Source organism: Allokutzneria albata, from assembly GCF_900103775.1.
GTDB lineage: Bacteria > Actinomycetota > Actinomycetes > Mycobacteriales > Pseudonocardiaceae > Allokutzneria > Allokutzneria albata.
The window spans coordinates 4,808,937-4,833,382 of the sequence record NZ_LT629701.1; the positions used below are offsets into that span (position 1 = coordinate 4,808,937).

Below are 24,446 nucleotides of genomic sequence, written 5' to 3' on the forward strand. Positions count from 1 at the left end.
CCCGTCCGTTCAGAAAACCTTTCGGTTACCAAACAGTACGCAACACTTCGGGGCCAGCGGGAGACCCTCTGTGACCGGTCACACAGCAGGCGCTACGGCTTGGGCAGCTTGGGCAGCAGCGCCTTCACCACGGTCGTGGCCTTGGCGCAGACGTCGACCTCGACGCCCTTCTTGTTGTTGTCGAAGTTGACCGTGACGACCTCGCCCCTGCCGCCGGTGGTGGCCTTGTGCAGCCACTCGATCCGGCAGGAGGCGTTGTAGCTGTCTTCCTTGCGCTGGTAGCCGGTGATCCCGTCGATGGTCACCACCTGCGCCTTCTTGTTGAGGCTGCTGTCCTTGGGGTCGGTGGCGTCGTTGAACTCGATCCCGAAGGCCAGGCTGTCCCGCCGCCAGGTGCAGCGGTACATGTCCGAGGGGTAGAGGCTCGGCGTGCCGCCGACCAGCTCGGTCGCGGTCACCGCGGGGAAGACCGTGCACGGGTCGACGACGGTCAGCGTGCCCTTGTTGTCCTGCGCGCGCAGCGGCGGGTTGGTCCGGATGCGGTTGATCACCGTCTCGTTGAGCCGCCTGCCGACGTCGCAGGAGTCGCCTTCGTAGTCGACCTGGGCCACGATGCCGATCACCGAGGAGCCCTCCTGGGTGATCGACTTGACGAAGCACGTGGTGGTCGACGTCGACTCGACCGTGGTGAGACCGCCGACCTTGGTCGTCTTGGCGGTGTCGAGGAGGGTCACGTTCTGACCGAGGCGCAGGGTGATGCTCAGCCGCTTGCCGCTGCCGTCCTTCATGTAGTTGGCGCAGTCGGCGAGCGCCACCATCCGGCTGGTGGCGGGCACCCCGAACTGGGACAGCGTGGGGGTGTCCATCAGCTGGCACGGGTCGACCGCGCGCAGCCGCTCCGACGCGAACGCGGGCTCGACCGGGCGCGGCGGCGTGTTGGGCTGGGGCTTCTGCGCCACCTTGGCGGGAACGACGGTCCTCGGGTGGGTGACCTTGGCCAGGTCGGCCTGGTTCCCGCATCCGGCGAGCAGGAACGCCGCGGACAGGGCGAGGGCCGACCACGCGGTTCTGGCTGGGCTGCGCACGAGGTGCACGGTAGCGACCCGGTTCCGGGCGCGTGCAGGGAACCTCATGATCAGCGCCGATTCGATACCGAGCGTGCGCGATGTCACGGAGCGGTTCGGGAACGATACAGATGCCCGGGGCGATGTACTGGGTGGAAGTACCCAGCACATCGCACCAGGAGGTGGAACACATGCGCCAGACCAGGCAGAGCGCCCGCTCGGCCCGGCGCAGGCCGGTCCGCACCGGTCTCGGCCGCGCGGTCCGGTGGATCGACGACTGGACCGTGGAGGCCTTCAACCCGGTCTACCCCTACCGGGGCAGCGACCGCCGCTAGTGACCGGGGCGCCCCGGTTCGCCGGCGCCATCGGCGTCGTCGGCGAACTCCGAGGGCACGACGACCGGCCGCGCCTTCGCCCAGACGGCGAAGATCGCCGCCGTGACGAGCATGCCCAGCCCGGCCCACAGATTGACGTTGATCCCGGCCGCCTTCTGCATCTCCTCGGCCGTGGTGAAGCCGAGACCGGTGATCGTCAGCACCACCCCGTAGACGCCGAACAGCAGCGCGATGATCAGGCGGAGGTCGAACAGGCCCGCCTTCTTGGACTGCGAAGTCATGGTCGCTCTCCTCCGGCTCAGATGAACAACAGGCTCAGCACGACGGTCAGCCCGAGCACGCCGACGCCGAGCACGGTCGGCGAGCGGTACCACCCGGCGTCCTCACCGGTGACCGAGTGCGCGCGGTCCGCCTTGGGCGTGAGGCTGTAGACCAGGCCGACCAGTTCCTTCTCCGGCTTCGGCTTGGTGACCAGCGAGACCGCCACGCTGACCACGATGTCCACCACGAACGCCGCGCCCGCGCCGACGAACGCCGGGCCCTGGCCGGACAGGCTGAGCACCTCGGCCGCGACCAGCCGGTCCACCGCCACCGCGGCGAGCGTTCCCGCCACCAGGCCGATCCAGCCCGCCGCCGGCGTCATCCGCTTCCAGAACATCGCCAGGATGAACGTGGCGAACAGCGGCGCGTTGAAGAACGAGAACAGCGTCTGGATGTAGTCCATGATGTTGCCGTAGCCGGAGGCGATGAACGCGGTGAAGATCGCCACGACCATGCCGCCGACGGTGGCGAGGCGGCCGATCCGCAGGTAGTACTCGTCCGGCCGGTCCTTGCGCACGTAGCTCTGCCACAGGTCGTAGGTGAAGACCGTGTTGAAGGAGCTGACGTTGGCCGCGACACCGGCCATGAAGGACGCGAGCAGACCGGCGAGCGCGATGCCCAGGAAGCCGTTCGGCAGCAGGTCGCGCATCAGGTACATGATCGAGTTGTTGTACTCGACGCCCGCCGGGGCGGCGCCCTGCTTCAGCGCGGCGATCTCCGGAACCGCGACCGCGGCGATCATGCCGGGGATCACGATGATGGCCGGGATCAGCACCTTCGGGTAGGCGCCGATGATCGGGGTGCGCTTGGCCGCGGACATGCTCTTGGCCGACATGGCGCGCTGCACCTCGGCGAAGTTGGTCGTCCAGTAGCCGAAGGAGAGCACGAAGCCGAGGCCGAAGACCAGGCCGATCACGCTGAGCGTGGCGTCACCGATCCCGGTCAGGCCGGTGGCGGGCCAGGCGGAGAGCTGTTCGGCGCCCCCGGGACTCGCGGTGATCTTGTCGACCAGCCCCTGCCAGCCGCCGACCTTGACCAGGCCGACGATGGTCAGCGGGAGCAGCGCCGCCACGATCACGAAGAACTGCAGCACCTCGTTGTAGATCGCCGCCGACAGGCCGCCGAGCGTGGTGTAGGTGAGCACGACCACCGCGGCGACCACGATGGACACCGGGATGGACCAGCCGAGCAGGGCCTCCATGATCAGCGCCAGCGCGAACAGGTTCACGCCCGCGATCAGCACCTGGGCCACGGCGAAGCTCAGCGCGTTCACCAGGTGCGCGCCCGGGCCGAACCGGCGGCGCAGGAACTCGGGAACGCTGCGCACCTTGGAGCCGTAGTAGAACGGCATCATCACCAGGCCGAGGAAGACCATGGCCGGGATCGCGCCGATCCAGTAGTAGTGCACGGTCGGAATGCCGTGCTGCGCGCCGTTGGCGGTCATGCCCAGCAGTTCCAGCGCGCCCAGGTTGGCCGAGATGAAGGCCAGACCGGTCACCCACGCGGGCAGCGATCGCCCGGAGAGCAGGAAGTCCAGGCTGCTGGACACGGAGCGCCGGGCCATGAACCCGATGCCGAGCACCAGCGCGAAGTACACGCCGAGCAGCGTGTAGTCCAGCCAGCTCGCATCGAGCAGGGGCCCCGACGACTTGGCGAGTTCGATCACGCCGCCCTACCTCCCAAGTCAACACCTTCGAACAGCAATCACCACGATCGCAACGGCGCGCACGCTACCGCACGACGGCGCGCAACTGAACAGTCGACGTCGCCGCCGTGTCGAATTTGTTGTGACCGCCCACTAATTCGAGGACAGTAGCCGACCCCGGCGCGGCGCACAGCCCGCCGAGCGGAGGACACGAAAAGGATTCAGAAGAGGCGGAACTCGTCCGGCTCGATCCCGCGCAGTGCGTCGTAGTCGAGGGTCACGCACTCGATCCCTCGGTCCTGCGCGAGCACCCTGGCCTGCGGCTTGATGATCTGCGCCGCGAAGATCCCGCGGACCGGCGCGAGCAGCGGATCGCGGTTGAGCAGCTCCAGGTAGCGGGTCAGCTGCTCGACGCCGTCGATCTCCCCGCGCCGCTTGATCTCCACGGCCACGCTGGCCCCGGCCGCGTCCCGGCACATCAGGTCGACCGGGCCGATCGCCGTGGGGAACTCCCGCCGCACCAGCGTCCAGCCCTCGCCGAGGGTGGTGACGTGCTCGGCCAGCAGCTCCTGCAGGTGCGCCTCGACCCCGTCCTTGCGCAGACCGGGCTCGGGGCCCAGCTCGTGCTTGGAGTCGTGCAGCACCTCCTCGACGGTGATCACGAGCTTCTCGCCCGCCTTGTTCTGCACCACCCAGGTGCCGGGGTCCTCGATCAGCCAGCAGGGCGGGCTCATCCAGTTCAGCGGCTTGAACGCGCGGTCGTCTGAGTGGATCGAGACCGAGCCGTCCGCCTTGATCAGCAGCAGCCGCTGGGCCATGGGCAGGTGGGCGGTGAGGCGGCCGACGTAGTCGACCTGGCAACGAGCGATGACCAGACGCACGGCGAAGAGGCTACGGGCCGCCGCGTCGGGCGTGCGCGCGGGTGAGGACGGATCAGGATCTTCGACGAGGTTCCTGGGCGGCACCGCGGTGCGAGTAGCGTCCCCGCTCGTGTCGCTGACGCTCCAGTCGCTGTTGCGGACCAAGCCCGTCGAACGGATCACCGACGAAGGCGCCAACACACAGCTCAAACGCAGTCTCGGCCTGGTCCCGCTGATCGCGCTGTCGGTCGGCGCGACCCTGGGCACCGGGATCTTCGTCGTCCTCGGCGAGGCGGCTCCGCAGGCCGGTCCGGCGGTGGTGCTCTCCTTCGTCCTGGCGGCGCTCGCGGCGCTGTTCTCGGCCCTGTCCTACGCGGAGCTGGCGGGCGCGGTCCCGGTCTCCGGCTCGGCGTACTCCTACTCCTACGCGACCATGGGCGAGTTCGTCGCATGGCTGTGCGGATGGTGTTTGTTGTTGGAGTACGGGGTTTCCGTCGCGGCCGTCGCGGTCGGCTGGGGCGGCTACCTCAACGAGTTCCTGCACTCGGCCATCGGGGTGCGCATCCCCGACGCGCTGGCCAGCTCCCCCGCGGCGGGCGGGATCATGGACCTGCCCGCGGCGGTCGTGGTGCTGCTGGCCGCACTCGTGCTCGTCGGCGGGGCCAGGGAGAGCGCGGTGGTGACCACGGTGACCACCGTGCTGAAGCTGCTGGTGCTGGTCTTCTTCGTCGCTGTCACGGTGACCGCGTTCAACTCCGAGAACATGGCGCCGTTCGCGCCCGCCGGGATCGCGGGGATCACCGGGGGCGCCTCCGCGGTGTTCTTCTCCTTCATCGGCTTCGACGCGGCGTCGACGGCGGGCGAGGAGGCCCGCAACCCGCAGCGCGACCTGCCGAGGGCGATCGTGATCTCGCTGGGCATCGTGACCGCCATGTACGTCCTGGTGGCGCTCACCGCGGTCGGGGCGGTCGGCGCGGACGCGCTCGGCGGCCAGGAGGCGTCGCTGTCCGCGGTGATGCGCGATGTCACCGGGGCGGGCTGGCCGTCGACGGTGCTGGCCTTCGGCGCGGTGATCGCGATCGCCTCCGTGGTCCTCACCGTCCTCTATGGACAGACGCGGGTGCTGGTGTCGATGTCCCGAGACGGCTTGGTGCCCGCGATGTTCGCCAGGGTCGGCAAGCGCAGGGTGCCGACGGCCAACACCCTCGTGGTCGGCGGTGTGGTGGCGGCGCTGGCCGCGTTCGTCCCGCTCGGCCAGCTCGCCGAGGCCACCAGCATCGGCACCCTGGTGGCGTTCGCCCTGGTCAACATCGGCGTGCTGGTGCTGCGCCGGACCAAGCCGGACCTGCCGCGCAGCTTCCGCGCCCCGCTGATGCCGATCACCCCGATCATCGGGCTCGGCCTGTGCGTGCTGCTGGTGGCCGGGCTCAAGCCGCAGACGTGGCTGGCGTTCGCGATCTGGACCGTCGTCGGGCTCGGCGTGTACTTCCTGTACGGCGTGCACCGGTCGCGGCTGAACGACTGGCAACATGGTGAGCGTGCACAAGCTGGACAGTCGTGAGGTTTACGCCAACGCGTGGATGACCGTGCGCGAGGACGGCATCCTCCGCGCGGACGGGTCGCGCGGGATCTACGGCGTGGTGGACAAGCCCCAGTACGCGCTGGTGGTCCCGCTGGACGGGGACCGGCTGCACCTGGTCGAGCAGTACCGCTACGCGCTCGGCCTGCGCCGGTGGGAGTTCCCGCAGGGCACCGCGCCGGAGCGGGCGGACAGCGAGCCGGTCGAGCTGGCCGCGCGCGAGCTGCGCGAGGAGACCGGCCTGCGCGCCGGGCGGATGACCGACCTCGGCCTGCTCGACGTGGCGCCCGGCATGTCCAGCCAGCGCGGCCGCGTCTTCCTGGCGACCGAGCTGGAGCAGGGCGAGCCGGAGCGCGAGCACGAGGAGCAGGACATGCGCACGGCGTGGTTCACCCGCGCGGAGTTCGAGGCGATGATCGCCAACGGTGAGATCACCGACGCTCAGTCCATCGCCGCCTACGCACTGCTCCTTTTGCACGAACGCGGCTGAGCAGCACTCCGGTTTCCCCGCCCAATACGGCAATAGCCAGGTATTCGACCGAGGGGTTTCAGTAAAGAATGAAACCCCCGCAATGAGCGTTATCGTGCGCTAGCCTCGCGCCGAGCACAGTGGTGCTCGCTTTCGGGCAGGCCGATGACTGTCGTGCGCGTTGTGCACCGCAAAGCTTCGTGGCCTGCGCTTTCCACTCGAGATGGACCACGACACGAACTGGGGTTCGAATGAGGAGAATCCTCACGCTCAGCCTTGCCGCGATACTCGCGACGGGGGCCGCGACCGCCGCCGCCACCCCTGCTTTCGCGGACCAGCTCGAATTCGGTTCCTGTCCGGCCGACGTGGCGGGAACATATCCCGAACTGAAATGCGCGATCCTTCGCGTTCCGCTGGACTACGCCAATCCCGGCGGTGCGCAGATCGACGTGCTCGTCTCGAAACGCGCCAGCACGAATCCCGCGAAACGACGCGGTGTGCTCCTGGTCAACCCGGGCGGCACCACCGGAGCGGGTGTGCTGCACGCCGGGAAGATGACGAAGGCGGACGCGAACGGCTACACCCGCCTCGCGAAGGAGGTGCTCGACGCCTACGACGTCATCGGCATGGACGCCCGCGGCGTCGGCCACAGCGAACAGCCTAGCTGCGTCGGCGAGGACTACTGGCGGACCATGCAGCCCGACCCGGACCTGCCGCAGCAGCGGGACCTGAGCTGGAACCGGTGGCAGGCGTACTCCAAGGCCTGCGGTGAGAAGAACGGCGACCGGCTCAGGCACTTCGGCACGCGCAACGTGGTGCGGGACATGGACCGCCTGCTCACCCGGCTCGGCGAGCGCAAGGCCAGCTTCATCGGCTCCGGCTACGGCGCCTACGTCGGCACCGCGTTCGGCCAGCAGTTCCCGGGCCGCCTCGACCGCGTCGTGTTCGACAGCTCGCTGCACCCCGACACCAAGCAGATGTGGTACGAGCTCGGACTCGACCAGGTGCGGCTCGGCGAGAGCAGGCATCGCGACTACCTGAACTGGATCGCCAAGTACGACAACGTGTTCCACCTCGGCAAGACCCAGGAGGCGGTGAGCGCGGCTTGGCAGAAGATGCTCGGCGACTTCCGCGCGCGTCCGCACGGACCGCTGAAGAACGTCGGCGCGGCCGAACTGCTGGACGCCTACGTCAGCACCCAGTCGCACGGGGCCTACTGGGAGCCGCTCGCGAAGGCGATGGCCGACTACGTGCTGCGCGGTGACGAACGGGCCGTCCTGGAGTGGGCCACCCCGACCGGGGGCACCGAGGTCGAGCGCTACATCGCGAGCCTGATGTCGGTCGCCTGCCTCGACACCGACTGGCCCGCGGACCGCGCGAAGATCGAGCGGGACTTCACCAAGGTGTCCAAGGGGACTTCCTGGGGCTGGTACAACGTGACGATCCCGTCCGCCTGCGCCAACTGGCCCGGCGGGCACGAGGAGCGGATCAGGACCACCGGCGCTGGGCTTCCGCCGGTCCTGATGTTCGCGACCGACCGGGCCGCCGTCACGCCGTACGCGGACTCCGTCGCGATGCACCAGCGACTGCGGGGTTCGGTGCTGGTGACCGAACGCGACTCGAGCACGACCACCGTGCTCGGACGCCCGGCCACCTTCGCCAACCCGCAGGCCGAGCGGATCGTGAAGGAGTACCTGGTCGACGGCAGGCTCCCGCATGGCGACGTGAGCGTTCCGCCGCACGTCGACCCCGTGCCGACCGCGAGCGCGTCCACCGCGGCACCTCCGGCCCACCTCCGCATGCACGGCTGAGGTCGTTGAAACCCGATGTGGCACTCGCGCCGTGAAGCGAGTGCCACATCGCGGTGTGCGGGCGAGGGTGGCTTTCGCACGTCACCCGCCCTGGGTTGTGGCGCGCCTGGCGGAGGTGAGGGTCACGGAGCTAGCAGTGCGCCGGTGACGGCGGTGCCCAGTTGCTCGGTCGTCGCAGTCCCGCCGAGGTCGGGCGTCGCGACCTCCTTGGCCTCCAGGACGGCGTCGACGGCGGAGCGAACCGCTTGTGCGGCAACGGTTTCACCCAGGTGATCCAGCATCATCGCGCCCGCGAGGACCTGGGCGACCGGGTTGGCGATGCCCTGACCCGCGATGTCGGGGGCGCTGCCGTGCACCGCCTCGAACATGGACGGGTGCTCGCCGGGCGGGTTGATGTTGCCGGACGGGGCCATGCCGAGCCCACCGGTGACCGCCGCCGCGAGGTCGCTGAGGATGTCGCCGAAGAGGTTGGACGCCACGATCACGTCCAGCCGCTCCGGGTGCTGGACCATCCGCGCCGCCAACGCGTCCACGTGGCACTGCTCGCTCTTGACGTCCGGGTACTCCGCGGCGATCTCAGCGAAGATCTCGTCCCAGTACGGCATCGAGTGGATCAGGCCGTTGGACTTCGTCGCCGAGCACAGCCTGCCGTCGCGCGTGCGGGCGAGCTCGAAGGCGTAGCGGATGATCCGCTCGACGCCGACCCGGGTGAACACCGACTCCTGGAGCACGAACTCGCTGGGCTGGCCGGTGTTGTGCCTGCCGCCGATGGCCGAGTACTCGCCCTCGGAGTTCTCCCGGACGATCACCATCTCCAGCTCCTCCGCGGAGCGGCCGCGCAGCACGGAACCGGTCCCGGGGAGCAGGCGGACCGGGCGCAGGTTGACGTACTGCGCGAAGGCCCTGCGGACCGGGATCAGCAGTCCCCACAGGGAAACGTGGTCGGGCACGCCGGGGAAGCCGACCGCGCCGAGGAGGATCCCGTCGAACCCGGCGAGCCGCGCGATACCGTCCTCCGGCATCATCGAGCCGGTCCGCGCGTAGCGCTCGCAGCTCCAGTCGAACTCCGTCCACCGCAGACGGAAGTCGTGCAGCGACGCGGCCTCGTCGAGCACCTTCCGTGCCTCGGCGGTGACGTCGACGCCGATGCCGTCGCCGGGGATCGAGGCGATCTCGTAGGTCCTCACAGGCTCACCGCGATGTACTTGGTCTCCAGGAACTCTTCGATGCCAACGGTTCCGCCCTCGCGGCCGAGACCGGACTGCTTGATCCCGCCGAAGGGCGCCGCCGGGTTGGACACGATGCCCTGGTTCAGGCCGATCATCCCGGCTTCGAGCCGTTCCGACACGCGGAGCGCGCGCTTCACGTCATTGGTGTAGAGGTAGGAGACCAGTCCGTACTCGGTGTCGTTGGCCGCGGCGACCGCCTCGTCCTCGGTGTCGAAGACGGAAATCGGTGCCACAGGGCCGAAGATCTCCTCGCCGGACATGCGCGCGTCGCGCGGCACGTCGGTGAGCACGGTCGCCGGGTAGAAGTGCCCCGGACCGTCCACTTCGGACCCTCCGGTCAGCACCTTAGCGCCGCGGTCGACCGCGTCCCTGACCAGCTCGCTGACCTTGCGCACGGCCGCTTCGTCGATCAGCGGGCCGACGACGACACCGTCCTCGGTGCCGCGGCCCATCGGCAGCGCCGCCATCCGTTCGGTCAGCCTGCGGGCGAACTCCTCGTAGACCCCGCGCTGCACGTAGAACCGGTTCGCCGCGGTGCACGCCTCGCCGATGTTGCGCATCTTGGCCTGCATCGCGCCGTCCACCGCGGCGTCCAGATCGGCGTCGTCGAAGACCAGGAACGGCGCGTTGCCGCCCAGCTCCAACGAGGTGCGCAGCACCTTCTCCGCGCACTGCTCGAGGAGTGTGCGACCGACGGCGGTCGAGCCGGTGAAGGAGAGCTTGCGCGCGCGTCCGTCGCGGATCAACGGCTCCATCACCCCGCCCGCGTCGTTCGTGGTGATCACGTTGAGGGCGCCGTCCGGCAGTCCCGCCTCGGCCAGGATGCCCGCGAGGGCGAGCATGGACAGCGGGGTCTGCGCCGCGGGCTTGATCACCGAGGTGCAGCCGGCCGCGATCGCCGGGCCGAGCTTGCGCCCACCCATGGCCATCGGGAAGTTCCACGGCGTGATCAACAGGGTCGGCCCGACCGGCTGCCTGGTGACCAGGAACCGCCCGTTCCCGTTGGGCGCCACGGCATAGCCGCCGTCGATGCGCACCGCCTCCTCGGCGAACCAGCGGAAGAACTCGGCGGCGTAGGCGACCTCGCCGCGCGCCTCGGCCAGCGGCTTGCCCATCTCCAGCGTCATCAGCAGCGCGAGTTCTTCGTTGCGCGCCAAGAGGATCTCGTAGGCACGGCGCAGGATCTCCCCGCGTTCGCGCGGCGGCATCGCGGCGAACCCGGGCTGTGCGGCCACGGCCGCGTCCAGTGCCGCCCTGCCGTCCGCGGGCGAGGCGTCCGCGACCTCGCAGAGCCGTTCCCCCGTCGAGGGATCGTGCACGGCGAAGGTCTTCCCGTCCTTGGCGGCGACCCACTCGCCGCCGATGAACAGCTCCTTCGCGACCGCGTCGACCACGCCGCTCTCGCTGATCTCAGACATCCCGCTCCTCGCCGAAGGCGTTCATTGCGTCGGTCCGAACCCCATGCTACGAATATTGTCGACAATCTACAACACCCCTCGCGTGCGTCAGGAGTGTTCATGGCCCAGCTTTCCCCCGTGCTCAAGCAGGCAACCCCGGTCGTCGTCGACCGCGGTGAGGGCGTCTACCTCTACGACACCACCGGCAAGCGCAACCTCGACTTCACCGCCGGGATCGGGGTGACCAGCACGGGCCACTGCCACCCCCGCGTCGTCGCCGCGGCCCAGGCGCAGATCGGCAAGCTGATCCACGGCCAGTACACGACGGTGATGCACAAGCCGATGCTCGAACTCACCGAGAAGCTGGGCGAGGTGCTGCCGCCCGGCCTGGACTCGCTGTTCTTCTCGAACTCCGGCAGCGAGGGCGTCGAAGCGGCGCTGCGGCTGGCCCGCCAGGCCACCGGACGTCCGAATGTCATTGTGTTCCAAGGAGGTTTCCACGGCAGGACGGTGGCCGCGGCGACCATGACCACGTCCGGGACGCGGTTCAGCGCGGGCTTCTCGCCGTTGATGGGCGGCGTGCACGTGGCACCGTTCCCCAACGCCTACCGCTACGGGTGGGACGTCGGGACGGCGACGAAGTTCGCGTTGCGGGAGCTGGACTACCTCTTCGCCACGGTCACCGCGCCGCACGAGACCGCCGCTTTCTTCATCGAGCCCGTGCTCGGCGAGGGCGGCTACGTGCCCGCGAACACCGAGTTCTTCGCGGGGCTGTGCGAGCGCGCGGACCGGCACGGCATCCTGCTGGTGATCGACGAGGTGCAGACCGGGTTCGGGCGCACCGGCAAGTTCTGGGGCCACGACCACTTCGACGTGCGACCGGACATCGTGGTGATCGCGAAGGGCCTCGCGAGCGGCTTCCCGCTCTCCGGCATCGCGGCGTCGACCGAGCTGATGAGCAAGGCGTGGCCGGGTTCGCAGGGCGGAACCTACGGCGGCAACGCGGTCTCCTGCGCGGCGGCCGCGGAGACGCTGAGCGTGATCAAGGACGAGGGCCTGGTCGAGAACGCGGCCTCACGGGGCGAACAGCTGCTCGCCGGCGCCCGGCTGATCGCGGACAAGACGCCGCGGATCGGCGATGTGCGCGGGTTGGGGCTGCTGGTCGGCTCCGAGTTCACCACCTCCGACGGGGAGCCCGACAACCCCACCGCGCAGGCCGCGCAGAAGGCAGCGGCGGAACGCGGGTTGCTGTTGCTGACCTGCGGTGCGCACATGAACGTCGTCCGGATGATCCCGCCGTTGATCGTCACCGCCGAGCAGATCGACGAGGCCCTGGAGATCTGGGCCGACGCCGTCGCGTCCGTCACCAAGAGCTGAGGGGAATCGAAGTGGCCCGCTACATCACCATCACCCTGGACAAGCGCGGGGTGTCCTGCCGCGCCCGGCTGCTCGACGCGGAGGCGCCGCGGACCTGCAAGGCCGTGTGGGACGCGCTGCCGCAGAGCGGATCGGCCTACCACGCCAAGTACGCCCGCAACGAGATCTACACGTTGGTCCCGCCGTTCGCCGATCCCCAGCCCGGCAGGGAGAACCCGACCGTGACGCCGATCCCCGGCGACGTCGTGTACTTCGGCTTCGAGGCGTGGGAGATCGGCAACCCGGCCTACGGCTACGAGGACGCCAGCGAGGCGCACAGCGACCAGGGCGCCACCGACCTGGCGATCTTCTACGGCCGCAACAACCTGCTGATCAACGGCGACGCGGGCTGGGTGCCCGGCAACGTCTTCGCCACCATCGAGGAGGGGCTCGCCGAGATCGCCGCCGCCGCCCAGGACCTGTGGCTGCGCGGTGTGGAGGGCGAAACCCTCTCCTTCGCCCGCGCCACCGACTAGGGCGCCGCGCCCGCGGTGAGGCTCGTTCCGGGGGCGAGGCGTCGGACGGCGTCCTCCATGTGGGCCTCCAGCAGGGAGAGCACGAGGTCCTCGTCCCCGGCGCGGATCGCCTCGATAATCTGGTTGTGCTCGCCGACGCGCTCCTCCACCGCCTGGTAGGTGCGCTGCAGCTCGGCGAGGCACATCCGCGTCTCGATCAGCAGCGTGCGCGCCATCCGGACGAGGCGGGGGCTGCCGGAGGCGGCGATCAGCGCCTCGTGGAACTTGAGGTCGGCGTCCGACAGCGCGGTCGGGTCGTCGTCATCGGCGGCCACGGCCATCGCCCGCACGGTCTCGTCCAGCGTCGCCGCGACGTTCTCCCGGTCGCCGCCGCGCATGATCCGGATGACCGCGGCGCGCTCGATCGCCGACCGCGCCGAGTAGATGTCGTACACGTCGGCCGGGCCCAGGTCGATCACGAACAGCCCGCGGTGCCGTTCCGCGCGCAGCAGGCCCTCGGAGACCAGCCGCTGCATCGCCTCGCGCAGCGGCCCGCGGGAGACCTGGAACCTCGACGCCAGCTCGGTCTCGCCGAGCTGGGTGCCGGGCGGCAGGGAGCCGTACATGATCGCGTCGCGCAGCTGCCGCGCGATGATCTCGGCGGTGGACTCCCGGCTGACCGGTTCGATGTCCGGCAGCGCCATCACGCACCTCCTGTGCGGAAAAGTGTGCCGAGGGCGTCGGTCCTGGGGTGCGCGCCGACCAGCCGCAGGCCCTCCCAGACGGTCACCTGGTTCGCGGTCAGCACGGGCTTGCCGAGCCGCTTCTCGATCTCGTCGACCACGTCGAGCGTGCGCATCGCGGTGTCCGGCACCAGGACGGCGTCGGCGCCGGGGTGGTCGTGCGCCACCGCGAACTCGATCACCGCCTCGGGACTGAGCCTGCCCACCTCGGCGGCCGTGTCGATGTCGGCGCTCGCCATGGACACGACCTCCACACCGCCCGCGCCGAGGAACTCCACGAAGTACTCCGCGACGCCGGCCGGGTAGCTCGCGGCGACCGAGACCCGGCGGAGCCCGAGCGCCAGCGCCGCGTTGGCGAAGGCGAAGGACGTGCTGGAGGCCGGTTTCCCCGCGGCGGCGGCCAGTTTCGCGACCTGGTCGGCCGCGCCGTCCCACCGGTAGACGAAGCTCCCGCTGGTGCACGCCCAGACGACCGCGTCCGGCTCGTGCTTGGCCAGCAGCCGCGCGCCCTCGGCGAGCCGTTCCGGGCTGCCGAGGTCCAGCAGCTCGGGCACCGCGTGCAGGTCCGTGCCGTAGATGTGCTCGACCGGGAGCCGCACGTCAGCGCCGAGCAGTCGCGCCGCGAACGGGTACTCGTCCTCCACCGCGTGGTCGGGGTAGATGAAGCCGATCGTCGGCATCGGGGGTCCTCCAACAGGGTTGTCGACAATCCTAGGCCATTCAGGTGACCTCGCGGAGCCAGCCGCCCGGCCCCACGATGGGCAGCCGCATCCGGCGCAGGCAGGCCCACATGGTCAGCTGGTTGGCCGTGAGCACGGGCTTGCCGAGCCTGCGCTCCAGCGGCTCGATCAGGTCGTAGGTGGGCAGGTTGGTGCAGCTGACGAAGATCGCCTCGGCCTCGGGGTGGTTCGCGGCGAGGATGCGCTCGGCGATGGTGCGGTAGCCGACCTTCCAGATCCCTCCGCCCAGCCCGAGGTAGTCGCTGGAGACCGTGCGCACGCCCAGTTCGGTCAGGAAGGCCTGCAGGCTCCTGGTCAGGTCCTCGTCGTAGGGGGTGATCACCGAGACCGCCCGCAGGTCCAGCTGCTGCAGCACCTCGGCGAGCGCGCCGGAGGTGGTCACCGCGTCCGGGGCGCCCGCGTCGCAGATCGCCTTGCACAGCGAGCGCTCGTAGTCCACGCCGTTGACGAAGCTGCCGGAGGTGCACAGGTACGCCACGACCTCGGGCTCGACGTGCAGCACGTCCCTGGTGGCCGCGGCGAGGTGGGCGCTGTTGCTGACCAGCCTGGCCATCTCCATGCTGACCGGCACCGGTTCGTACGGGGTGCGGGCCAGGTGCAGGGAGACCTCCATCGGCACCCACCGCCACAGCTCCCGCTCCAGCGCCAGGTCGAACGGGGCGATCACGCCGATCCCCCGCTGGGCGAGCGGACCGTCGAACTCCAAGAGATCCAAATCCAAGGCTGGGCTCCCAGGGTGAGGAGTGGCCTCCGGGGTGACTCCTCGGATTGTTGACAATCATACGAACGACTTTTAGCGTGTCAACGTGCCCGAAACCCCAGTGCTCACGGTTCTGCACGGCGACCGGCTGCCGCCTGGCATGCAGGGCATCGAGGCCGCCGCGGTGGTTCGTTACACCCGCGAGGACGGCCTGGCCGAAGCGCTGCGCGGCGCGGACGCGCTGTTCGTCTACGACTTCCTCTCCAAGGCCGTTCCGGGTGCCTGGCACGCCGCCGACCGGCTCCGCTGGGTGCATATCGCCAGCGCAGGAGTGGACCCGGTGCTCTTCCCCGGACTCAGGGACAGCGACGTGGTGCTGACCAACTCCCGCGGCGTCTTCGACCGCCCGATCGCCGAGTACGTGCTGGGCGTGCTGCTGGCCTTCGCCAAGGATTTCGCTCGTTCGGCCGAACTCCAGAGCCGGAAACGTTGGCTGCACAGGGAAACCGAGCGACTGACCGGCAAACGTGCGCTCGTCGTCGGCACCGGCCCGATCGGCAGGGCCATCGCCGGGCTGCTGCGCGCGGTCGGACTGGAGGTGACCGGGGTCGGCCGCCGTGCCCGCGCGGACGACCCGGACTTCGGCACCGTCCACGCGGCCGACCGGCTCGTCGACCACCTGCCGGACGCGGACTTCGTCATCGCGGTCGCGCCGCTGACCGAGCACACCAAGGGGATGTTCGACTCCCGCGCGTTCGACGCGATGCGCCCGACCGCTCGGTTCGTCAACGTCGGCCGCGGCGAGCTGGTGGTGACCTCCGACCTGGTCGACGCGCTGCGCGACGGGGTGATCGCCGGAGCCGCGCTCGACGTGTTCGAGACCGAGCCGCTGCCCCAAGACAGTCCTTTGTGGACGATGGAGAACGTCCTTGTCTCACCGCACATGTCCGGCGACTTCGTCGGCTGGCGGGACGCGCTGGTCGAGGTCTTCGCGGACAACTTTCGGCGGTGGCGGGCCGATCGTGATCTTCGTAATGTCGTCGACAAGCAGCTGGGCTACGTGCCGAGCACACGCTGAGGAGGGTCACGGCCCCGAACACGAGCAGCCTGCCGACGGCGAGCGAACTGGCCGCCGCGTACTCCTCCGGAGAGCTTTCGCCGGTGGAGGCGACCCGGTCCGCGCTCGACGCCATCGAGCGCGCGGACGGCGACTACAACGCCTACTGCCTCGTCGACGCCGAAGCCGCTATGGAGCAGGCCAAGGCTTCCGAGCAACGGTGGCACGACGGCAACCCGATCGGCTGGCTGGACGGCGTTCCCGCCTCGATCAAGGACATGTTCCTCAGCGTCGGCTGGCCGACGCTGCGCGGGTCGCGCTGCATCGACCCGGAGCAGCCGTGGGTGGTGGACAGCCCGGTCACCGCGCGGATGCGGGAGAACGGCCTGGTGCTGCTGGGAAAGACCACGACTCCCGAGCTCGGGTGGAAGGGTGTGACCGACAGCCCGCTCACCGGTGTGACCCGGAACCCTTGGGACGCAACGAAAACCGCGGGCGGGTCCAGCGGTGGCAGCGCGGCCGCCGTCGCCGCGGGCATGGGCGCGCTCTCGGTGGGCACCGATGGCGGTGGCTCGGTGCGGATTCCCGCTTCGTTCTGCGGGATCGTCGGTTTCAAGCCGACGCACGGGCGCATCCCGTTGTTCCCCGCGAGCCCCTTCGGTCCGCTGTCGCACGCGGGTCCCATGGCGCTGTCCGTCGACGACATCGCGCTGCTGCAGGACGTGCTGGCGTTGCCCGACTACCGTGATCCGGCGGCACTTCCCCAGCTCGTCGGCACCTACCGCGAGGCCGTGCGGCGCGACGTCCGCGGGCTGCGCGCGGCGTTCTCGCCGGACCTCGGCTACGTCGGCGTGGACCCCGAGGTCGCGGAGATCGTGGCGGCGGCGGTGCGGGCGATCGACGAGGCCGGACTGCACGTCGACCAGGCCGACCCCGGTTTCCAGGACCCTAAGGAGGCGTTCTGGGTGCTGTGGTCGACCGGCGCCGCGAAGTGGCTGGACACCTTCCCCGCGGGCTCGGCCGACCAGCTCGACCCCGGGCTGCGGATGCTGTGGGAGCAGGGCGGGACGTACACCGCCAGCGACTACCTCGGCGCGAACGCCGAACGGGCCGCGCTGGGCATCACCATGGGCGAGTTCCACACCAGGCACGACGTGCTGATCACGCCGACCATGCCGATCACCGCGTTCGAGGCCGGCGTGGACGTGCCCCCGGGTAGCGGTATGCGGAGCTGGCCGGACTGGACGCCGTTCACCTACCCGTTCAACATGACGCAGCAGCCCGCGATCAGCATGCCGGTCGGCCGGACCGCCGCGGGGCTGCCCGTGGGCCTGCAGATCGTCGGGCCCCGTCACTCCGACGATCTCGTGCTCGCCGTCGCGCGCCTGGTCGAGGAGGTCGTCCCCGCCCGCTAGGACCGGCCGAGCGCGCGGAAGAGCTTGAGCAGCAAGGTGTATCCGCGCGCCAGCGATCGGAAGCCGACCAGCGGTGGACGGCCGAGGCCGATGCCGCGCCGGCTGGCGATGGTCTGCGCCTCGGTGAAGCGGAGCAGGCCCTCGGCACCGTGCCGCCTGCCGATGCCGGAGTCCCCGATCCCGCCCATCGGCGCGTCCACACTGCCGTAGCTCGACGCGTAGCCCTCGTTCACGTTGACCGACCCGGAGTTCAGCCGCGCGGCCACGACGCGTCCACTTCGGACGTTCCCGCTCAGCACGCTCGCGTTGAGGCCGTAGCGGGTGTCGTTGGCCATGTGCACCGCTTCGTCCACAGTGGAGCAGCGGTACACCGAGACGACCGGTCCGAAGGTCTCCTCGGCGAAGCACGTCATGTCCTCGGTGACGCCCGCGAGCACGGTGGGCTCATAGCAGTACGGCCCGACATCAGGGCGTCTCTTGCCCCCGGTGAGCACGCGCGCGCCCTTCTCGACGGCATCGCGCACGTGCTCCTCGACGACGCCGAGTTGGCGTTGGGAGGCAAGGGACCCCATCTCCGCCGACCAGTCCAGCCCGACACCGAGCCGCATGTGCCGAACCCGCCGGAGGAAGCACTCCATGAACGCGTCGTGGACGGCGTCGTGCACGTACAGCCGCTCGGTTGAGACGCAGAGCTGCCCCGCCGAGGTGAAGCACGCGCGCACCGCGATCTCCGCGGCCCTGTCCGGGTTCGCGTCGTCGAGCACCAGCAACGCGTTCTTCCCGCCCAGCTCCAACGACACGCCGACGAGCCGCTCCGCCGCGCGCTTGGCGACCTCGCGCCCGGTGCGCGTGGAACCGGTGAAGCAGACGTGGTCCGCTCCGTCGACCACCGCTCCGCCGATCGTGGGACCGTCGCCGACGACCACCTGCCACAGGTCCTCGGGCATACCGGCTTCACGCAGCAGGCCGACTCCCCACAGCGCGGTCAGCGCGCCCTGGACGTCGGGCTTGTGCACGACGCCGTTGCCCGCGGCCACGGCGGCGAGCCCGTCGGAGACCCCCAGTTCGAGCGGGTAGTTCCACGGCGAGATGACGCCGACCACGCCCTTGGGCCGCCGCACCTCGTCGACCCGGATGACGCCGGGCAGGAAGCCGGAACGCCTGGTGCAGGCCAGCATCCGCTCGGCGCGCCTGCCGTAGTAGCGGGCTCCCACCGCCGTCCCGGCCAGCTCCTCGAAGGCGTGCCAGCGAGCTTTCCCGGTCGCCGTCTGGATGATGTCCAGGGCCTCTGCTTGCCGTGACAGCAAGAGATCGTGGAAGCGCAGCAGGACCTGACCGCGTTCTCTCGGCGCAACGGCGCACCATTCGCGTTGCGCCGCCGCCGCTCGCGCGTACGCCTCGGCCACGTCGTCCACAGTGGACACGGGAAGCGCCGCGTAGTGGCTGCCGGTCAGCGGGGTGACCACGGAGGTGGTGGTCCCCGACGACGACAGGACGATGTTCTTGTCGATCATGCCGGCCCCCTAGTCGGGCCAGGACGGCTTGCGCTTCTCCAGGAACGCGGACATGCCCTCCTTGGCACCCGGCGTCTGCGAGGCCGCCGCCATGGCTTCGAGCGCGATCTCGTAGGCGTCCGCCTCCGGCCGGTCGAGCTGCGCGTAGAGCGTCCGCTTGCCCGCCGCCTTGCTGGCCCTGCTGCCCCGCGTCGCGCGCGCGAGCAGGTCGTCGACGGCGGCGTCCAGCTCCTCGTCCGGCACGACGCGGTTGACCAGCCCCCACTGCTCGGCCGTGGCCGCGTCGATCGGATCGCCCGTCAGTGCCAGCTCCATCAGGCGTTTGCGGCCGATGGCCCGGGCCACCGGAACGGCGGGCGTGTGGCAGAACCACCCGGCTTTCCCTCCGGGGAGCGCGAACCCGGCGGACGCGGCGGCCACGGCGAGGTCGCACGACGCGACGAGCTGGCACCCGGCGGCCGTGGCCAGCGCGTGCACCCGCGCGATCACCACCTGCGGGATGGACTGGACGGTGCGCATCACCTCGGTGCACAGCTCCAGCAGTTCCCGCACGCCGTCGAGGTCCCGCGCGGCGACGTCGGCGAAGTCGTGCCCGGCGGAGAAGACCTTGCCCGTCCCGGCCAGGACCACACCGGTCGCGTCGGAGTCCCCCGCCGCGCGGAACGCGGCCAGCAGCTCGGTCAGGTGCTCGGCGGAGAGCGCGTTGCGGCGCTCCGGCCGGTTCATCGTGATCCGAACGGTGTCGTCCGTGCGATCGACGAGGAGGTTCCGGTACTCGACCATGGCCCGACCGTAGCGCCGTGGAGTTAGCCTGACGAGGTGCCGGAACTACTCATCCCCTTTTTGGCCGTCGTTGTCGTGCTGACGGTCACACCCGGTCCTGATATGGCCCTCGTGCTGCGCAACGGGGTGCGTGGTGGCACGGCGGCGGCGTGGTGGACCGGACTCGGTTGCTGCGCGGGCATCGCGGTGCACGCGCTGGCGGCGGTGGTCGGCCTCTCCGCGCTCCTGGCAGCCTCGGCGACCGCGTTCACCGTGGTGAAGCTCGCGGGCGCGGCCTACCTGGTGTGGCTCGGCGTGCAGGCGCTCTGGGCGGCCCGGCACGGCCTGCGCGGTGTCCAGGCTTCCTTGACGGATGCCGTCAAGGAGCCGATGGCGCGCGGCGCGGCGTTCCGCCAGGGCGTGCTGAGCAACATCCTCAACCCCAAGATCGCCCTGCTGTTCCTGACCCTGCTGCCGCAGTTCGTGGCCGCGGGGGAGTCCCGGATGGCCACCTCGGCGGTGCTGGCCGCGGTCTTCCTCGCGCTCGCGGTGGCGTGGTGGACGGTCTTCTCGGTGCTGATCGGCAAGCTCGGCCGCCTCCTGTCCGCCCCCAGGGTCAAGCTGGCGCTCGAACGCCTCACCGGCGCGGTCCTCGTCGCCCTCGGCCTCCGCGTGGCCCTCGACTGATCAGGGGCGCTACGGCGTGTGGAAGGTGCGGCGGTAGGCACCGGGGGTGACACCGAGGGCGGCGTGCATGCGGCGCCGGAGGTTGGCCGCGGTGCCGAGGCCGCAGCGCTGGGCGACGCGGTCGACCGACAGCTCCGTGCTCTCCAGCAGGCGCTGCGCGTGCCGAACTCGCTGCGCCAGCAACCACTTCCCCGGCGTGGTGCCCATCGCCGCGGTGAACGCGCGCTGGAAGGAGCGCTCACTCATTCCCGCGTGCGCGGCCAGATCGCTCACGCCGAGCGGGGACTCCAGCCTGGCGCTCGCCCAGTCCACTGTGGACCCGATGCCCGCCTGTGCGGGCCGCGGCGGCACCGGGGCGTCGATGAACTGGCGCTGGTCCCCTTCCCGCGCGGGCGGCATCACCAACCGCCGGGCGAGCGCGGTCGCCACGGAAGCCCCCAGCGACCGTCGCACCAGGTGCAGGCAGAGGTCCACTCCGCCGACAACCCCCGCTGACGTCAGCACCGAGCCGTCGTCGGTGAAGAGCACATCGCCTCGGATCTCCGCGCGCGGCGCCGCTGATGCGAGCTGCGGCAGCAACCGCCAGTGCGTCGTCGCGGGCCTGCCGTCGAGCAGCCCGGCCGCGGCGGCGGTGAACGCGCCGGAGCACAGCGTCGCGATCACCCCGTCGTAGTCGCGGAGCGCCCGGATCACCGACTGCGGCACCGGCGCCAACGGGTCGTACCGGCCCGGCAGCACCACCAGATCGCAGTCCGCCAGACCGCTCAAGCCGTGGGTCGGCGTGAGCGAGCCGATCGGGCGCAAGGCCACGGATGCCTTGCGGGGCGCGCAGATCCTCACCTCGAACGGTCCTCCGGAGGCTGCAATGGTTGCCAAGGGCATGTCGACGCACCACACCTCGGCGGTCACGGCGACGTCGAAGGAGCGGGTGTCCGGCAGGGCGAGAAGACCGATCGTGCGCATGGCAGAAAAGTACTCCTTCGTGCCAGTTCTGCCACTCCCTTCGCGCGCACCCGACGGGCAGGCTCGACGGCATGACAACAGCTCTGATCGTGATCGACGTGCAGCGCGGGTTCGACGACGCCGAGTTCTGGGGCAAGCGCAACAACCCCGACGCCGAGGCGAACATCCGGCTGCTCATCGAGGCGTGGCAGCGCGAAGGCCAGCCGATCGTCCTCGTGCGGCACAACTCCACCAAGCCCGGCTCGCCGCTGCGGCCCGGCCAGGAAGGCAACGAGTTCAAGTCCGAGCTCGACGGCGTCATACCGGACTTCCTGGTCAACAAGAGCGTGCACTCCGCTTTCCACGGCGAGGAGGACCTGCACGCGTGGCTGCAGGAGCGCGGTATCACCAGGCTCGTCACGTGCGGCATCCAGACGAACCGCTGCGTGGAGACCACGACGCGCGTCGGCGGCGACCTCGGCTACGAGATCAGGTACGTCCTCGACGCCACGTTCACCTTCGACGAGACCGCGCAGGACGGATCGGTCGTCACCGCGGACGAGATCGCCCGCGTGGTCGCGGTGAACCTGCACGACAACTTCGCCGAGGTGACCACCACGCGCGCCGTGCTTACCTGAGAGGTAATCGATTCGACGCGCCCGCCGGGCTAGAAATGAGGCATGACAACACGCGAGACGGTGATGGACCTGCTGCGGCGGATCGGCGAGGGCGACCCCGAGCGGATCGCGGAACTCTACGCCGAGCAAGGCGACTGGAAGCTGGACTGGCCCGAGGCGGAGCACGGTCGCGCCGAAACTCCCTGGATCAAGCACAGGTCCACGCGCGCCGACGCCGCCGAGCACTACCGCCAGATCGGCGAGAACCACGTGCCCGGCGAAGCCGGGACGGAGATCGAACGCATCCTCGTGGACGGCGACGACGCCGTGGTGCTGGGCGAGATCCGGCAGACCGCGAAGTCCACCGGACGGGCCTACCGGGCCCGCTTCGCCCTGCACCTCACGGTCGAGGACGGACTGGTCACCCGGCACCACGTCTACGAGGACAGCCTCGCCGTGGCGCAGGCGTTCACGCGCTGAGGGGTCCTAGGTCTCGTCCAGCACGGACTGCAGGAAGGACCGCGTCCGCTCGTGGGTGGGCGAGTCGAACATCTCCTCCGGCGGCGCGGCCTCGATGATGCGGCCCTCGCAGAACATCAGCACGCGGTGCGAGATGTCTCTGGCGAACTTCATCGCGTGGGTCACGCACAGCATCGTGACGTCGGTGGTCTTGGCGACGTCGCGCAGCACGTCGAGCACTCCGGCGGCCAGCTCCGGGTCCAGCGCCGAGGTCACCTCGTCCAGCAGCAGCACATCCGGCTGCATCGCCAGCGCACGGGCGATCGCCACCCGCTGCTGCTGGCCGCCGGAGAGCTGCGAGGGATACGCGTCGATCTTGTGGTCCAGGCCCACCATCTCCAGCAGGCCGAGCGCGCGCTCCTCGGCCTCCTCTTTGGACAGTCCGAGGACGTGCACGGGCGCCTCGGTGACGTTGCGCAGCACCCGCATGTTCGGGAAGAGGTTGAAGGACTGGAAAACCATGGTGATGCGCTGGCGCACCTTGCGGATGTGCGCCTCGCCCGCCTCCACCAGCTTCCCGCCGCGCTCCTCGTGGTAGAGGTAGTCCTCGCCGACGCGGATCGTGCCGGTGTCCGGCTTCATCAGCGTCATCAGCATCCGCAGGATCGTGGTCTTGCCCGAGCCGCTCGGCCCGATCAGCGTGACCCGCTCCCCCGCGCCCATCGCGAAGCAGAGGTCGTTGAGCACCACGTTGTCGCCGAAGCGCTTGGACACCTTGTCGAAGTGGATGAACTGCCCGTCCTTGCGTGAGGTCAGGGCTGCCTCGGTGGCCGGCTGGCTCATGAGCTTGCGGTCCTTTCCTAGCAAGGGTTACACGGGCCGGGGAGCGGGGACCAGGCGCCGCTCCGTCCGCCGCACCAGCCACGCGGTCGGCAGGCTCAGCAACAGGAAGAGCACGCCGATGATGGTGACCGGCTCCAGGTAGCGGTAGTTCTCCGCGCCGAGCTGCCTGGCGACGGAGAGCAGCTCCATCACCGTGATCACGGTGAGCTGCGGGGTCTCCTTGAACATCGCGATCGCGTAGTTGCCCAGCGCCGGGATCGACGGCGGCACCGCCTGCGGCAGGATCACGCTCGTCCACACCCGCCGCGTCGGCAGGTTGAGCGCCTTGGCCGCCTCCCACTGCCCGGCGGGCACCCCCTCGATGCCGGAGCGGTACACCTCCGAGGTGTAGGTGGCGTAGTGCAGGCCGAGCCCGATCACGCCGGTCATGAAGGCGGAGAGCTGGATGCCCGCCTCCGGCAGCACGAAGAACAGCACGAACAGCTGCACCAGCAACGGGGTCGAGCGGATGAACTCGACGAAGATCTCGGTGGGGATGCAGATCCACCGCGACGGGCTGCGCCGCAGCACGGTGAAGATCAGGCCCAGCACCAACGCGATCGCCGTACCGGCCAGCGTCGCGAGCACGGTCACGCCGAGCCCGTCCAGCAGCTGCGGCAGGGTTTCCCAGGCGTAGCCCCAGTCCCACGTCATGCCGACTTCACCCCCTTGACACGCGCGAAGAATCCCGGAGTCGGCGCTCTGCCGAGGGACTTCGCCACGCGGCGCTCGATCAGCCGGACGATGGTCGTGAAGATCACCGCGAGGATCGCGTAGAGGATCAGCAGCGCGGTGAACACCGAAGCGGAGTCACCGGTGGCGTTGCGCACGATCTGCCCGGCGAAGGTCAGGTCCGGGATCAGCACGATGTACGCGACCGAGGTGCCCTTCAGCAGCTCGATGAGCAGGTTGCCGAACGGCGGCAGCATGCGCGCGATCGCCTGCGGCAGAACGACCAGGCGCATCCGCTGGGACCTGGTGAAGTTCAGCGCGATCGCCGCCTCGATCTGCGCGACCGGGACGGCCACGATGCCGCCGCGCACCACCTCCGCGCCGTAGGCGCCGATGTTCAGCGCCAGCGCGAGGACGCCCGCCCACATCGGGTCGAGCTGCCAGCCCGCGTAGGGCAGCGCGAAGACGAACCAGAACAGCAGCACCAGCGCGGAGATCCCGCGGAACAGCTCGATGTAGCACCGGCCGACGCCGCGCAGCACGATGTTCGGGCTGCACGTGGCGATCCCCGCCGCGAACGAGAACACCAGACCGAGCGCGGCCGCGCCGATGGTCAGCTGCAACGTGGTGAGCAGACCTTCGAGCAGGTAGGCGAAAAGCTGGGGAGACATGATC

Annotated in this window: 26 protein-coding genes; 11 read left to right on the top strand and 15 right to left on the bottom strand. The window is 70.0% G+C overall.

What is annotated here, in order from left to right; all coding sequences use genetic code 11:
- Positions 1-92 precede the first annotated feature (92 nt).
- The gene (locus tag BLT28_RS21480) at positions 93-1,085 is read right to left on the bottom strand and encodes a DUF3558 domain-containing protein (protein ID WP_162184825.1); all 993 of its coding nucleotides are present in this window, start codon (positions 1,083-1,085) and stop codon (positions 93-95) included.
- Between the two features lie 170 nt (positions 1,086-1,255).
- Between BLT28_RS21480 and BLT28_RS21485 the strand changes: the two genes are divergently transcribed.
- The gene (locus BLT28_RS21485) at positions 1,256-1,399 is read left to right on the top strand and encodes a hypothetical protein (RefSeq protein WP_156050794.1); all 144 of its coding nucleotides are present in this window, start codon (positions 1,256-1,258) and stop codon (positions 1,397-1,399) included.
- Here the strand turns inward: BLT28_RS21485 and BLT28_RS21490 are convergent.
- The 3 genes from BLT28_RS21490 to nucS all read right to left on the bottom strand — a co-directional run bounded on the left by BLT28_RS21490 (position 1,396) and on the right by nucS (position 4,246).
- On the bottom strand, positions 1,396-1,680 hold the full coding sequence (locus BLT28_RS21490) for a hypothetical protein (RefSeq protein WP_030428963.1): 285 nt from the start codon (positions 1,678-1,680) through the stop codon (positions 1,396-1,398). The two genes, BLT28_RS21485 and BLT28_RS21490, sit on opposite strands and share 4 nt — an antisense overlap.
- 17 nt (positions 1,681-1,697) lie before the next feature.
- Positions 1,698-3,383, bottom strand: coding sequence for a sodium:solute symporter family protein (locus BLT28_RS21495; protein ID WP_156050821.1), 1,686 nt, complete (start codon positions 3,381-3,383; stop codon positions 1,698-1,700).
- A gap of 203 nt (positions 3,384-3,586) precedes the next feature.
- Complete coding sequence (gene nucS, locus BLT28_RS21500; protein ID WP_030428961.1) at positions 3,587-4,246, bottom strand: endonuclease NucS; 660 nt, start codon at positions 4,244-4,246, stop codon at positions 3,587-3,589.
- Between the two features lie 115 nt (positions 4,247-4,361).
- On the opposite strand from nucS, the gene BLT28_RS21505 reads away from it, so the two are divergent.
- From BLT28_RS21505 to BLT28_RS21515, 3 genes are all read left to right on the top strand, one after another.
- Positions 4,362-5,786, top strand: coding sequence for an amino acid permease (locus BLT28_RS21505; RefSeq protein WP_030428960.1), 1,425 nt, complete (start codon positions 4,362-4,364; stop codon positions 5,784-5,786).
- Positions 5,764-6,294, top strand: coding sequence for an NUDIX domain-containing protein (locus BLT28_RS21510; protein ID WP_407638740.1), 531 nt, complete (start codon positions 5,764-5,766; stop codon positions 6,292-6,294). The genes BLT28_RS21505 and BLT28_RS21510 overlap by 23 nt, the downstream gene beginning before the upstream one ends.
- 230 nt (positions 6,295-6,524) lie before the next feature.
- A complete protein-coding gene (locus BLT28_RS21515; RefSeq protein ID WP_030428958.1) occupies positions 6,525-8,084 on the top strand; it encodes an alpha/beta hydrolase in 1,560 nt (519 codons plus the stop codon).
- A gap of 122 nt (positions 8,085-8,206) precedes the next feature.
- On the opposite strand, the gene BLT28_RS21520 is transcribed toward BLT28_RS21515, so the two are convergent.
- Both BLT28_RS21520 and BLT28_RS21525 read right to left on the bottom strand, forming a co-directional pair.
- Positions 8,207-9,271 carry a tartrate dehydrogenase gene (locus tag BLT28_RS21520; protein ID WP_030428957.1) on the bottom strand — a complete coding sequence of 355 codons (1,065 nt, stop codon included), beginning with the start codon at positions 9,269-9,271 and terminating at the stop codon, positions 8,207-8,209.
- Positions 9,268-10,731, bottom strand: a complete 1,464-nt coding sequence (locus tag BLT28_RS21525; RefSeq protein WP_030428956.1) for an NAD-dependent succinate-semialdehyde dehydrogenase — start codon at positions 10,729-10,731, stop codon at positions 9,268-9,270. Before BLT28_RS21525 ends, BLT28_RS21520 begins: the two co-directional genes overlap by 4 nt.
- 99 nt (positions 10,732-10,830) lie before the next feature.
- On the opposite strand from BLT28_RS21525, the gene BLT28_RS21530 reads away from it, so the two are divergent.
- On the top strand, positions 10,831-12,087 hold the full coding sequence (locus BLT28_RS21530; RefSeq protein ID WP_030428955.1) for an aspartate aminotransferase family protein: 1,257 nt from the start codon (positions 10,831-10,833) through the stop codon (positions 12,085-12,087).
- 11 nt (positions 12,088-12,098) lie between these two features.
- Complete coding sequence (locus BLT28_RS21535; RefSeq protein ID WP_030428954.1) at positions 12,099-12,602, top strand: DUF3830 family protein; 504 nt, start codon at positions 12,099-12,101, stop codon at positions 12,600-12,602.
- On the opposite strand, the gene BLT28_RS21540 is transcribed toward BLT28_RS21535, so the two are convergent.
- Genes BLT28_RS21540 through BLT28_RS21550 form a run of 3 tightly spaced genes read right to left on the bottom strand, consistent with a single transcriptional unit; the run spans position 12,599 to position 14,785 of the window.
- Positions 12,599-13,285 carry a GntR family transcriptional regulator gene (locus BLT28_RS21540; RefSeq protein ID WP_030428953.1) on the bottom strand — a complete coding sequence of 229 codons (687 nt, stop codon included), beginning with the start codon at positions 13,283-13,285 and terminating at the stop codon, positions 12,599-12,601. The two genes, BLT28_RS21535 and BLT28_RS21540, sit on opposite strands and share 4 nt — an antisense overlap.
- Positions 13,285-14,004, bottom strand: a complete 720-nt coding sequence (locus BLT28_RS21545) for a maleate cis-trans isomerase family protein (protein WP_030428952.1) — start codon at positions 14,002-14,004, stop codon at positions 13,285-13,287. The genes BLT28_RS21540 and BLT28_RS21545 overlap by 1 nt, the downstream gene beginning before the upstream one ends.
- A 40-nt stretch (positions 14,005-14,044) precedes the next feature.
- Positions 14,045-14,785 carry a maleate cis-trans isomerase family protein gene (locus BLT28_RS21550; protein WP_030428951.1) on the bottom strand — a complete coding sequence of 247 codons (741 nt, stop codon included), beginning with the start codon at positions 14,783-14,785 and terminating at the stop codon, positions 14,045-14,047.
- A gap of 139 nt (positions 14,786-14,924) precedes the next feature.
- On the opposite strand from BLT28_RS21550, the gene BLT28_RS21555 reads away from it, so the two are divergent.
- Both BLT28_RS21555 and BLT28_RS21560 read left to right on the top strand, forming a co-directional pair.
- Entirely contained in the window at positions 14,925-15,842 is a 918-nt protein-coding gene (locus tag BLT28_RS21555; RefSeq protein ID WP_052407198.1) for a D-2-hydroxyacid dehydrogenase, read from the top strand.
- Positions 15,843-15,871: 29 nt separating this feature from the next.
- Positions 15,872-17,236: an amidase gene (locus BLT28_RS21560; protein WP_030428949.1), complete on the top strand. Its 1,365-nt coding sequence runs from the start codon at positions 15,872-15,874 to the stop codon at positions 17,234-17,236.
- On the opposite strand, the gene BLT28_RS21565 is transcribed toward BLT28_RS21560, so the two are convergent.
- Together BLT28_RS21565 and BLT28_RS21570 are read right to left on the bottom strand one after the other, a co-directional pair.
- The gene (locus BLT28_RS21565; RefSeq protein ID WP_043811069.1) at positions 17,233-18,750 is read right to left on the bottom strand and encodes a succinic semialdehyde dehydrogenase; all 1,518 of its coding nucleotides are present in this window, start codon (positions 18,748-18,750) and stop codon (positions 17,233-17,235) included. The two genes, BLT28_RS21560 and BLT28_RS21565, sit on opposite strands and share 4 nt — an antisense overlap.
- A 9-nt stretch (positions 18,751-18,759) precedes the next feature.
- Positions 18,760-19,533 (bottom strand): enoyl-CoA hydratase-related protein, encoded by a 774-nt coding sequence (locus tag BLT28_RS21570; protein WP_030428947.1) that lies wholly within the window; start codon positions 19,531-19,533, stop codon positions 18,760-18,762.
- A gap of 36 nt (positions 19,534-19,569) precedes the next feature.
- On the opposite strand from BLT28_RS21570, the gene BLT28_RS21575 reads away from it, so the two are divergent.
- A complete protein-coding gene (locus tag BLT28_RS21575) occupies positions 19,570-20,199 on the top strand; it encodes a LysE family translocator (RefSeq protein ID WP_030428946.1) in 630 nt (209 codons plus the stop codon).
- A 9-nt stretch (positions 20,200-20,208) separates the two neighbouring features.
- On the opposite strand, the gene BLT28_RS21580 is transcribed toward BLT28_RS21575, so the two are convergent.
- On the bottom strand, positions 20,209-21,162 hold the full coding sequence (locus BLT28_RS21580; protein ID WP_030428945.1) for a GlxA family transcriptional regulator: 954 nt from the start codon (positions 21,160-21,162) through the stop codon (positions 20,209-20,211).
- 71 nt (positions 21,163-21,233) lie between these two features.
- On the opposite strand from BLT28_RS21580, the gene BLT28_RS21585 reads away from it, so the two are divergent.
- Entirely contained in the window at positions 21,234-21,779 is a 546-nt protein-coding gene (locus BLT28_RS21585) for a cysteine hydrolase family protein (protein ID WP_030428944.1), read from the top strand.
- A 42-nt stretch (positions 21,780-21,821) separates the two neighbouring features.
- Positions 21,822-22,238, top strand: a complete 417-nt coding sequence (locus BLT28_RS21590) for a nuclear transport factor 2 family protein (RefSeq protein ID WP_030428943.1) — start codon at positions 21,822-21,824, stop codon at positions 22,236-22,238.
- Positions 22,239-22,244: 6 nt separating this feature from the next.
- Here BLT28_RS21590 and ehuA read toward each other — a convergent pair whose 3' ends face one another.
- The 3 genes from ehuA to ehuC are packed head-to-tail and all read right to left on the bottom strand — an operon-like array spanning position 22,245 to position 24,442.
- Positions 22,245-23,060: an ectoine/hydroxyectoine ABC transporter ATP-binding protein EhuA gene (gene ehuA / locus BLT28_RS21595; RefSeq protein ID WP_030428942.1), complete on the bottom strand. Its 816-nt coding sequence runs from the start codon at positions 23,058-23,060 to the stop codon at positions 22,245-22,247.
- A 27-nt stretch (positions 23,061-23,087) separates the two neighbouring features.
- Positions 23,088-23,753, bottom strand: coding sequence for an ectoine/hydroxyectoine ABC transporter permease subunit EhuD (ehuD, locus tag BLT28_RS21600; RefSeq protein ID WP_030428941.1), 666 nt, complete (start codon positions 23,751-23,753; stop codon positions 23,088-23,090).
- Positions 23,750-24,442, bottom strand: coding sequence for an ectoine/hydroxyectoine ABC transporter permease subunit EhuC (ehuC, locus tag BLT28_RS21605; RefSeq protein WP_156050792.1), 693 nt, complete (start codon positions 24,440-24,442; stop codon positions 23,750-23,752). The genes ehuD and ehuC overlap by 4 nt, the downstream gene beginning before the upstream one ends.
- Between the last annotated feature and the right edge of the window lie 4 nt (positions 24,443-24,446).

Bases quoted from the DNA above. Each gene is read 5' to 3' on its own strand.
- BLT28_RS21485 (WP_156050794.1), top strand. From the start codon at position 1,256: ATGCGCCAGACCAGGCAGAGCGCCCGCTCGGCCCGGCGCAGGCCGGTC.
- BLT28_RS21490 (WP_030428963.1), bottom strand. From the start codon at position 1,680: ATGACTTCGCAGTCCAAGAAGGCGGGCCTGTTCGACCTCCGCCTGATC.
- BLT28_RS21515 (WP_030428958.1), top strand. From the start codon at position 6,525: ATGAGGAGAATCCTCACGCTCAGCCTTGCCGCGATACTCGCGACGGGG.
- BLT28_RS21525 (WP_030428956.1), bottom strand. From the start codon at position 10,731: ATGTCTGAGATCAGCGAGAGCGGCGTGGTCGACGCGGTCGCGAAGGAG.
- BLT28_RS21530 (WP_030428955.1), top strand. From the start codon at position 10,831: ATGGCCCAGCTTTCCCCCGTGCTCAAGCAGGCAACCCCGGTCGTCGTC.
- BLT28_RS21540 (WP_030428953.1), bottom strand. From the start codon at position 13,285: ATGGCGCTGCCGGACATCGAACCGGTCAGCCGGGAGTCCACCGCCGAG.
- BLT28_RS21545 (WP_030428952.1), bottom strand. From the start codon at position 14,004: ATGCCGACGATCGGCTTCATCTACCCCGACCACGCGGTGGAGGACGAG.
- BLT28_RS21555 (WP_052407198.1), top strand. From the start codon at position 14,925: ATGCAGGGCATCGAGGCCGCCGCGGTGGTTCGTTACACCCGCGAGGAC.
- BLT28_RS21565 (WP_043811069.1), bottom strand. From the start codon at position 18,750: ATGATCGACAAGAACATCGTCCTGTCGTCGTCGGGGACCACCACCTCC.
- BLT28_RS21570 (WP_030428947.1), bottom strand. From the start codon at position 19,533: ATGGTCGAGTACCGGAACCTCCTCGTCGATCGCACGGACGACACCGTT.
- BLT28_RS21580 (WP_030428945.1), bottom strand. From the start codon at position 21,162: ATGCGCACGATCGGTCTTCTCGCCCTGCCGGACACCCGCTCCTTCGAC.
- BLT28_RS21585 (WP_030428944.1), top strand. From the start codon at position 21,234: ATGACAACAGCTCTGATCGTGATCGACGTGCAGCGCGGGTTCGACGAC.
- BLT28_RS21590 (WP_030428943.1), top strand. From the start codon at position 21,822: ATGACAACACGCGAGACGGTGATGGACCTGCTGCGGCGGATCGGCGAG.
- ehuA (WP_030428942.1), bottom strand. From the start codon at position 23,060: ATGAGCCAGCCGGCCACCGAGGCAGCCCTGACCTCACGCAAGGACGGG.
- ehuD (WP_030428941.1), bottom strand. From the start codon at position 23,753: ATGACGTGGGACTGGGGCTACGCCTGGGAAACCCTGCCGCAGCTGCTG.
- ehuC (WP_156050792.1), bottom strand. From the start codon at position 24,442: ATGTCTCCCCAGCTTTTCGCCTACCTGCTCGAAGGTCTGCTCACCACG.